The sequence below is a fragment of the uncultured Cytophaga sp. genome (assembly GCF_937863595.1).
Taxonomy (GTDB): Bacteria; Bacteroidota; Bacteroidia; order Cytophagales; family Cytophagaceae; genus Cytophaga.
Genome location: NZ_CALMGQ010000077.1, coordinates 36074 through 45351 on the forward strand (window position 1 = coordinate 36074; position 9278 = coordinate 45351).

Here is a 9278-nt window from a genome sequence, read left to right on the forward strand (position 1 = left end):
GATGGCGTACTAGTTCAGATTAACTTCTTTGATGTATTCGTTAACCAATTTCTTTTGCTCGTCAGAATTGCTTAATTCTTTTTTAAGAATTTTTTCAGCAATATCAAGTGCTAAGGTAGCGGTATAATTTTTAACTTCATTCAATGCTGCATTCTTTTCAGTTTGAATCGATACACGTGCTGCTTCCATTAAGCGATTACCCTCTGTTGAAGCTTTCAAACGAGCATCTTCCATCATTACTGAAGATGCCTTTTGTGCATCTGCAAGAATACGATCGCGCTCAGATCTCGCTTCAACTAGTAATGCTTCATTTGTAGCCTGTAATTTTTCAATATCAGCACGCGCTTTATCTGCAGCAGACAATGCATCTGTGATTGAATTTTCGCGCTCTTTCATTGCGCTCATGATTGGCCCCCAAGCAAACTTTGACAATAAGAATAAGGTAATCAAGAAGATTACTGTTTGCCAAAAGAATAGACCTAAATCTGGTGTAATTAAACTTAATAATGCCATATATAGTGTAGTAATATTTTTTTCAATAAGTAAAGCATATTCCGAGACCTAATGTCAACGGAATATGCTTTTTTAGCAATTACGCTAGAGCGATCAATAGACAAACTACTACACCGAAAAGAGCAACACCTTCAATAAGTGCAGCTGCAATCAACATCGCAGTTTGAATTTTTCCACTCTCAGATGGTTGACGTGCAATAGATTCTACTGCACTGCTACCGATACGACCGATACCTAAACCTGCCGCTAATGCTGCAATACCTGCGCCGATACCAGCACCTGCTAATGCAAGACCATCTAATAAAATTGAATTTAACATAGTTGTATTTATTTATTATTGAATGAAAACAAGAGATAATTAATGTCCGTGATCGTAATCGTCGTGTGCGTGTTCTTCAACAGAAGAGCCGAAGTACATTGCTGTCAACAATGTAAACACGAATGCTTGAATAAGAGCAACAAACAATTCCAAGAATGTCATAAACAAGCCAAAAGCTACGCTCAATGGTGCGATATAAACACTTTTAAACAAGAAAATTAAACCGATGAAACTTAGGATAATAATGTGGCCCGCTGTGATGTTAGCAAACAAACGAATCATCAATGAAAATGGCTTCGTCAATAAACCAATAATCTCAATAGGTAAAATAATTATTCTTAAAGGAAGTGGTACACCTGGAGTCCATAGAACGTGTTTCCAATAAGTTCCATTACCATTGATTGTCGTAATTATAAATGTAGTTATTGCTAACATCAATGTAACAGCGATATTTCCTGTTAAGTTTGCACCGCCTGGCATTAAGCCCAAAAGGTTGTTGAACCAGATAAAGAAAAATACCGTTAATAAGTATGGCATGAAACGCTCGTATTTCGGTCCAATCATTTTCACAGCAATTTCATCTCTTATATATCCAACGATTGGTTCAAAGAATGATTGCACACCTGAAGGTGCTTTTCCTTTATTTTTAACATACCCTTTAGCTACGGCAGTAAACACAAGTATTAATACAATAGCACTTAAAATTAAAGAAGCTACGTTTTTGGTGATAGAGAAATCATAAACGTGTGCACTGTGTACTTCATTTCCTAATACATCAACCAACACCACATGCTCATGATGCATTTTATAACCAAAATTTTCCTTTTTAGGTACAAAATACGTATGTTTTGCATTGTCAAATTTGTTCGATAAGAATACATCTAAGCCCAATTCAGAAGAATATAGAATTATGGGAAGAGGTATTACTGCATGTATAGATTCATTATGAAACAAATGCCATTCATGCGAATCAGCAATGTGGTGCATAATCATTTCACCTGGATTGAATACTGATTCTTCTCCAGTCTCTTCTTCTTGGATTTTATGCTCAGTCGTTGCAAAACCTGCTATTGACAAAGTTGTCAGTAGAAGAAGTAATAGAATTTTGTTAATTTTAGTAGTCATTTCTCTTTGAATCGGCGCGCAAGTTACGCAATAAGTGATAAATTTCAAATGAAGCATATATAATGTAGAGAATAAAAAAATTCGCTACGTAAGTAATCTTATTCCCTGATAGATAAACCAAGCTTAATAGGATGAAAAATAGCGATAAAATGAAGCGTACAGCCATTGATCCTAAGTAAAATGTATGGAATTCGTCTCTGCTTTTAAGCCCCAAATTTGATATTAAATGAGACAAAATTGAAATAACACCAAAAAACCCTTGTATCATCCAAAAATAGTCGCTAATAAACTCTGGCTTTATATGCGACAATATAAGTCCAACTGCTGATGTTAGAATTAGTATGATTGTATAGCCAAACCAAAAGTTTGAAACAATCGAACTATTCTCCTCTTTTCTGTTCATTGATGACATCCATTATAAATTTCGTAATACTGCCAATCACGCCAAAAAGCATAAAAAAAACAGTATTCAATTTTCCGGCAACATTAAAATGGCGGTCTAGCCACCATCCTATAGCTCCAAAAACGCATATTGTAGCAATCATTTGAAAGCCAATAGCAGAATATTTTGAAAAGCCTGTCAAGGATGATTTTTTCACTTTACGTTCTTCCGTATTCATTGTGCAAAGGTAACACTTTATTAACCGCTTAGAAAGTTTTTTTGCACAATCTATTTTTATCGAAATCGTTCTAATGTATCTAATAAAACTTCTATGTTTTACTATCTTTGACTAAATGAATATAAATAAACGCCATACAACAATCTCGTTAAGCCTATTTTTGATCTTAACATTTTATGGACTCCTTTCTGTTTCATGCTCTCAAGAAAGCAATTCTTTCCTTGGACGCACGTACCATAATTTACTTGCCCGTGATAATGCATTTTTTTTAGCGCGTGAACGCATGAAACTTGTTGAAGTAAAAGTGTATGATTTAAAAGAAGATAATTACAATATAATTCTGCAACCTATCCCACCCGTGGATACGAATAAAACAAAAGCTTTAGCAACGCAATTAGATGATATTATCAAAAAAGCATCCATACCCATCCGTAGACATAAGAATAGCGACTATGTTGATGATAGCTATATTTTGGTAGGAAGATGTCGTATTTATAAAGGTGAGTTCAAAAAAGGAATGGACACGTATAAATACATGAATGCGAATGGCAAAAATGAAGATGACAAAATAGAAGGATTGATATATTTAATGCGAGCATATATGGCCGCCAATCAATATGACAATGCTAAAACGGTATCGGATCATATTTTAAAACAAGGGAAACTTACAAAAAAAAATACGGCATTGTTTAATGTCACTCAAGCCGATTATTTGCGTTATTTTGAACGGTATGATGAGATGATTCCATTACTTGAAGAAGCCGCACCAATACAGAAAAAAAGAGATATCCGCTCACGTATGTATTTTATAGTTGGCCAACTTTACCAACTCAATAATAACGATACAATGGCTTACAAAAACTACCATAAGGTGGTAAAATCTAATCCGCCTTATGAAATGCTTTTCAATGCAAAATTAAATCTATTTCAAGTGACGGATGTTAATAACCCGGATGCAGTAAAGAAATTAAATAAATACTATACAAAACTTTTAAAAGATCTTAAAAACGAAGAATATAAAGATAAGATTTATTATGAAATGGGATTGTTTGAATACAAACAAAAGAATAAACCCAAAGCAATTGAATATCTGAAAAAATCTTCTCAAGCCAGCAAGTCTGGTGGAAGCCAGAAAGGTTTTACCTATTTAAAATTAGCTGAGATTTATTACGAAGATCTTGAAGACTATGAAAATGCTGCAGCTTATTATGACAGTACGGCTCAAACATTTAATAAAAAAGATAAACGATATCCATTAATTGCAAAACGCGATAAAGTCTTAGATGAGTTTGTTAAACATTTAAATACCATCAAACGAGAAGACAGTCTTTTAGCGGTAGCAAAGTTAGATACCATATCCTTAAATAAATTAATAGATACTCTTGTTGCTCGAGAACAAGCTGTATATAAAGCGCAGCAATTAGCTCTAAAAAAACAAAAGGAACTAGCCGCAAATTCCACTGATGCGCCAATTGGTGCAATTACAAATAATGATCCAAATGCAAAAAGTTGGTATTTTTCAAATGCTGCTGCTGTACAAAATGGCCAACAAGATTTTAAACAAAAGTGGGGCACGCGAAAACTTGAAGACAATTGGCGCCGATCTAAAAAAGAAGCAAACATAGATTTTGCAGGAGACGCTAAAGCAGATTCTTTAAATACTCCAACAGATAGCACCGCAGCCAGTGATGAAGAAAAGAGCGATGTAAAAACGTTAAAGATTGATCGAAAAAAATATCTCGCTGATATACCGTATTCTGAAGAGGCAAAAATAAAATCCAATAAAAATATTGAAGAGGCGCTATTTCAAGTTGCATCCATATATAATCATAAGTTAGATGAGCCAGACAGGGCCATTCGTACCTACAACACCTTATTGAAAAGATACCCTGATACAGAATATGAGCCAGAAGTTTTGTATAATTTATATCTCATTTATCTTAATAAAAAGGACTCTGAAAAAGTGGCTTTTTATAAAAATGAATTATTCACAAAACATCCAAATTCGATTTATTCAAAATTGATTCGCAACCCCAATTATTATAGAGATTCAAAAATTGCAAATAAATTTGCTGAGTCTGAATATAAAGATGTTTACAATTTGTATAAAAACAATCAATATTCGGAAGCAGATTCCATTGCTAGTAGTATTATTTTAAAATATCCCGACAGCGGTATTTTAGACAAGTTAGCGTATATGAAAATTCTTTGTACAATAAAGAATCCAAACACTGCTGTTGCATTAGACGTTATACAATCAGATATAAAGGCATTCACAGAGCTTTATCCTGAAAGTAAGCTCGTTCCATTGGCAACAAAGTTGTCAGAAGCGCTTGATAAACGAGCAAGTACTGATGCGAAAGAAGTGGAGGATTTAAAGTTGAAAGAATCTGACACGTCACAGCCCTTACCTGACAGTACTATCGAAGAGAATCCAAATCCCCCGATTGATAATTCTAATACGATAGAAGCGAAATAATTATTTAATTTAATTTGAAATAAACTACATCTGAATGAAACATAAAATTGTCCGTTTAGCAATTAGTCTTATTTGGATCTTCTCCATCTTAGGAGTAGCCTTTATTTGGGGCTGGTTCTACATGGTCTCTTCAAATACGTCAAATTGGTTTGGTCCAATGCCAAATTTAGAAACCTTAGAAAATCCCAAAACAAATTTATCATCTGAACTATACACTGCTGATGGAATTATTTTCGGAAAATATTATAGAGAAAACAGGACGAATATTTCTTACGAAAACCTTTCCCCTAATTTGATCAATGCCTTATTAGCAACAGAAGACATTCGTTTTGAAAAACATTCTGGCATTGATTTGCAAGGTAGCTTTGCTATATTATGGTACCTTTTTAAAGGTGACAAACGTGGATCAAGCACAATTTCACAACAGCTTTCAAAAAATCTATTTAAAACTAGAGGTGAAAAGTATGAAGGTGAACTTTCAAAATCTAACAATAAAATTCGCTTAGCTATTAATAAAACAAAAGAATGGATAACTGCTGTTAAAATTGAGCGTTCCTATACAAAAAAGGAAATTATTACCATGTATTTAAATACAGTAGATTTTGGCAGTAATTCATTTGGAATTGTTACTGCTGCAAATACATTTTTCAGTATACCTCAAGACAGTTTAACAATTAATCAAGCTGCAATGCTTGTTGGCTTACTTAAAGCACCAACTCTTTACAGTCCTATCTATAATCCCGAAAATGCGATTGGAAGAAGAAACACCGTTCTTCAACAGTTAGAGAAATACGCATTCATTAGTAAGGCACAACAATTGCAATTGTCTAGTCAGCCCATTGGTTTGAAATATCAAGTCGAAAATCACAACAACGGTTCTGCTACTTACTTTAGGAGTTATATTACACGCTATTTATTAAAGTGGTGCAAAGACAGAGATTTAGATCTGTATGAAGATGGAATAAAAATTTACACAACCATTGATTCACGCATTCAACAGCATGCTGAAGAAGCTGTTTATGAACACATGGCGTATCTGCAAAATAAATTTTTTGCCTATTGGAAAAATAAAACTCCTTGGCGAGATGAGGCATTTAAGGAGATACCAAACTTTATTGAACGCGTAGCAAAATCCTCCGATCGTTGGAAAATGTTTCAAGCTATTTATGAAGGTGATACTTCAAAAACTTGGATGGCAATGAATCGAAAAATACCCATGCGTATTTTTAGTTGGAAAGGTGAAATTGATACGATGTTAAGCCCAATGGATTCGATTCGTTACTACAAACATTTCTTGCATGTAGGTATGTTATCAATGGATCCACACAGTGGGTATATTAAAGCGTGGGTTGGAGGTATCGATCACAAGCATTTTAAATATGACCACGTAAAACAGGGTGCAAGACAACCAGGTTCAACGTTCAAGCCTTTTGTATATACTGCAGCAATTGACTTAGGGTATAGCCCTTGTTATGAACTTCCCGATTTACCGGTTACATTTCAAACAGGTGACGAGAATGAAACTTGGACCCCCCAAAATAGCGATGGTAAATATAGCGGCGAGCTTTTCTCCATTCGGAAAGCCATGGCAAATTCCATCAATAGTATAACAGCGAATTTAATTAAAAAGGTTGGTCCACAAACGGTGGTGAATTATGCCGAAAGGATGGGTATTACGTCTCATCTAGAAGCTGTCCCAGCATTATGTTTAGGTGTATTTGACGTGTCATTATATGATATGGTTGGCGCTTACAGCACATTTGTGAATCAAGGTGTTTGGATAGAACCAATGTTTATCACACGAATAGAAGATAAAAATGGAACAATCTTACAAGAGTTTGTTCCTAAACATAGAGAGGTGCTAAGTGAAGAAACTGCTTATTTAATGGTTCACATGTTAAAAGGAGCAACCGAAGAAAAAGGTGGCACAGCATTGGGCTTAAATAAATATGGATTGCTTTGGAATGGTGCGGAAATTGGTGGTAAAACTGGAACCACTCAAAATTATTCAGATGGATGGTTTGTTGGAATAACAACTCAATTAACCACAGGTATATGGGTTGGTGGTGATGACAGAAGCATTCACTTCAGAACGATGGATGATGGACAGGGGGCTCGAATGGCAATGCCTATATGGGCAATATTCATGAACAAAGTATACAACGATCCTAAAACAGGGATTATTAAAGAACGTTTCCCCATGCCTTCAAAACCGTTGAGCGTAGAAATAAACTGCAAAAAAATAAAGACAGATACCTTATCAAGTAGTACAAATACTTCTAATCCCAACCAGAAAACAAAAAAACAAGTTATTCAAGATTATTAATATCTCATGTATGTTAGACACAGAATCAATACGTGCGCTATTAAAAGAATTGCCATTTTCACCAGGGGTGTATCGATTTTATTCAAATGAGAATGAATTGATTTATGTTGGTAAAGCTAAAAGTTTAAGAAAAAGAGTTGCGAATTACTTTACCAATAAGAAAAACCTAGATCAAAAAACACGTAGCATGGTTCGCAAGATCAACCATGCAGAATACACATTAGTAAACTCTGAATACGAAGCTCTTTTATTAGAGAATAATTTAATAAAAGAAAACAAACCGAAGTATAACGTATTATTAAGAGACGATAAGACCTATCCGTTTATTTGTTTGACAGATACGAATTTCCCTACATTAATCACTTCGAGAAAAATAGAGAAGGGTAAAGGGGATTATTATGGCCCATATACAAGTGTGCGGGCAATGAATTCATTAGTAGAATCGCTACGTAAAACATTTTTTATTCGTACCTGCGATTTAAATCTTTCAGAAAAAAACATTCTATCCGGCAAATTTAAAGTTTGTTTAGAATATCATATTGGCAATTGTAAAGGACCTTGCGAAGGAAAACAATCAATTGAGGATTATAACACATCAATCATCCAAGTCAAGAATATATTAAAGGGAAACTACACATCCGTTAAGAGATTTTATCAAGAAAAAATGAATCATGCTGCTTCAGATCTTCAATTTGAAAAAGCACTCTTCTATAAAGAGCGATTTGACTCTGTTTCAGGCTTAGAGAAAAGCAATTTGATTGTCAACCCAGACATAAATAACATTGAAGTTTACACGATAGCTAAACGCGATTTAAGAGCTGCAGTAAATTTTATGAGTATATTACACGGCTCTATAATCAAAACGCGCACAATCGAATTAAAAGCGGTTTTAGAAGAGTCTGACGAAGAATTGCTCATGCATGCTTTATTTATGATACATGAGCAAGGATGGGATTCAAATCGAGAAGTCATTTGTAATATCGAATTGCCAATTTTAAGCAATTATTGCAAAGTGAGCATTCCCATTATAGGAGATAAGAAAAAATTGATTGACTTGTCCTTAAAAAATGCATGGCACACCCTTACACGATATGACGAAAATAAAAAAGAAAAACCTGAGACTCGGATATTGAAAACAATGCAAGCAGATTTGTCTTTAAAAGATCTACCTACACATATTGAATGTTTTGACAACTCCAATATTCAAGGAACAAATCCTGTTGCCGCAATGGTTTGCTATAAGAATGGGAAGCCTTCTAAAAAAGATTACAGACACTTTAATATTAAAACAGTTGAGGGGCCTAATGATTTTGCCTCTATGTACGAAATTGTATACCGCAGGTACAAAAGAATGAAAGATGAATCCATTCCATTTCCGAACTTAATTATAGTAGATGGTGGCAAAGGACAATTGTCGTTTGCTTGCCAAGCGTTAAAGGATTTAGAGATTTATGGACAGATACCAATTATTAGTATTGCGAAAAATTTAGAAGAATTATTTTTCCCTGGCGATAATGATCCGCTGTATTTAGATAAGCGTTCTGAAAGTTTAAAGTTAATTCAGCAAATAAGAGATGAAACGCATCGATTTGCAATTACATTTCATCGATTAAAACGAAGTGCAGATACTATTGTAAAGACAGAGTTTAGTGCATTAGTAGGAATAGGCCCCGCAACTCAGAAAAAGATATTACTACATTTTAAATCTCTAAAGCGAATGAAAGAGGCATCTTTTGATGACTTATCTAAGGTGATCGGAAATTCTAAAGCTGAAAAGATATTTAAACAATTGAATAAAGAAATAAATTAAAATTGATTCTGTTATTCATAAAAAACAAAAAAATCCCGCATATAGCGGGATTTTTTTGTTTTTTATGAATAACAGGGTTATCGTAT

The 9278-nt window shown here is 34.2% G+C and carries 8 protein-coding genes; 3 read left to right on the top strand and 5 right to left on the bottom strand.

Features of this window, described 5'->3' with window-relative positions:
• Positions 1–9: 9 nt before the first annotated feature.
• From Q0543_RS06945 to Q0543_RS06965, 5 genes are all read right to left on the bottom strand, one after another.
• Entirely contained in the window at positions 10–513 is a 504-nt protein-coding gene (locus Q0543_RS06945; protein WP_299250726.1) for a F0F1 ATP synthase subunit B, read from the bottom strand.
• Positions 514–592: 79 nt separating this feature from the next.
• A complete protein-coding gene (gene atpE, locus Q0543_RS06950) occupies positions 593–832 on the bottom strand; it encodes an ATP synthase F0 subunit C (protein WP_299250728.1) in 240 nt (79 codons plus the stop codon).
• A gap of 39 nt (positions 833–871) precedes the next feature.
• Positions 872–1957 (bottom strand): F0F1 ATP synthase subunit A, encoded by a 1086-nt coding sequence (gene atpB, locus Q0543_RS06955; RefSeq protein ID WP_299250729.1) that lies wholly within the window; start codon positions 1955–1957, stop codon positions 872–874.
• Positions 1947–2360 (bottom strand): hypothetical protein, encoded by a 414-nt coding sequence (locus Q0543_RS06960; RefSeq protein WP_299250731.1) that lies wholly within the window; start codon positions 2358–2360, stop codon positions 1947–1949. Before Q0543_RS06960 ends, atpB begins: the two co-directional genes overlap by 11 nt.
• Positions 2338–2577 carry an AtpZ/AtpI family protein gene (locus Q0543_RS06965; protein WP_299250733.1) on the bottom strand — a complete coding sequence of 80 codons (240 nt, stop codon included), beginning with the start codon at positions 2575–2577 and terminating at the stop codon, positions 2338–2340. The genes Q0543_RS06960 and Q0543_RS06965 overlap by 23 nt, the downstream gene beginning before the upstream one ends.
• Positions 2578–2692: 115 nt before the next feature.
• Between Q0543_RS06965 and Q0543_RS06970 the strand changes: the two genes are divergently transcribed.
• Genes Q0543_RS06970 through uvrC form a run of 3 tightly spaced genes read left to right on the top strand, consistent with a single transcriptional unit; the run spans position 2693 to position 9192 of the window.
• Complete coding sequence (locus Q0543_RS06970; RefSeq protein ID WP_299250735.1) at positions 2693–5056, top strand: tetratricopeptide repeat protein; 2364 nt, start codon at positions 2693–2695, stop codon at positions 5054–5056.
• A 34-nt stretch (positions 5057–5090) separates the two neighbouring features.
• Positions 5091–7382: a transglycosylase domain-containing protein gene (locus Q0543_RS06975; protein WP_299250737.1), complete on the top strand. Its 2292-nt coding sequence runs from the start codon at positions 5091–5093 to the stop codon at positions 7380–7382.
• A 10-nt stretch (positions 7383–7392) separates the two neighbouring features.
• Positions 7393–9192 (top strand): excinuclease ABC subunit UvrC, encoded by a 1800-nt coding sequence (uvrC, locus tag Q0543_RS06980; protein WP_299250739.1) that lies wholly within the window; start codon positions 7393–7395, stop codon positions 9190–9192.
• Positions 9193–9278: the final 86 nt, after the last annotated feature.

Excerpts from the sequence above, each read along its gene's own strand:
- Q0543_RS06945 (WP_299250726.1), bottom strand. The coding sequence starts at position 513 with ATGGCATTATTAAGTTTAATTACACCAGATTTAGGTCTATTCTTTTGG.
- atpE (WP_299250728.1), bottom strand. The coding sequence starts at position 832 with ATGTTAAATTCAATTTTATTAGATGGTCTTGCATTAGCAGGTGCTGGT.
- atpB (WP_299250729.1), bottom strand. The coding sequence starts at position 1,957 with ATGACTACTAAAATTAACAAAATTCTATTACTTCTTCTACTGACAACT.
- Q0543_RS06960 (WP_299250731.1), bottom strand. The coding sequence starts at position 2,360 with ATGAACAGAAAAGAGGAGAATAGTTCGATTGTTTCAAACTTTTGGTTT.
- Q0543_RS06965 (WP_299250733.1), bottom strand. The coding sequence starts at position 2,577 with ATGAATACGGAAGAACGTAAAGTGAAAAAATCATCCTTGACAGGCTTT.
- Q0543_RS06970 (WP_299250735.1), top strand. The coding sequence starts at position 2,693 with ATGAATATAAATAAACGCCATACAACAATCTCGTTAAGCCTATTTTTG.
- Q0543_RS06975 (WP_299250737.1), top strand. The coding sequence starts at position 5,091 with ATGAAACATAAAATTGTCCGTTTAGCAATTAGTCTTATTTGGATCTTC.
- uvrC (WP_299250739.1), top strand. The coding sequence starts at position 7,393 with ATGTTAGACACAGAATCAATACGTGCGCTATTAAAAGAATTGCCATTT.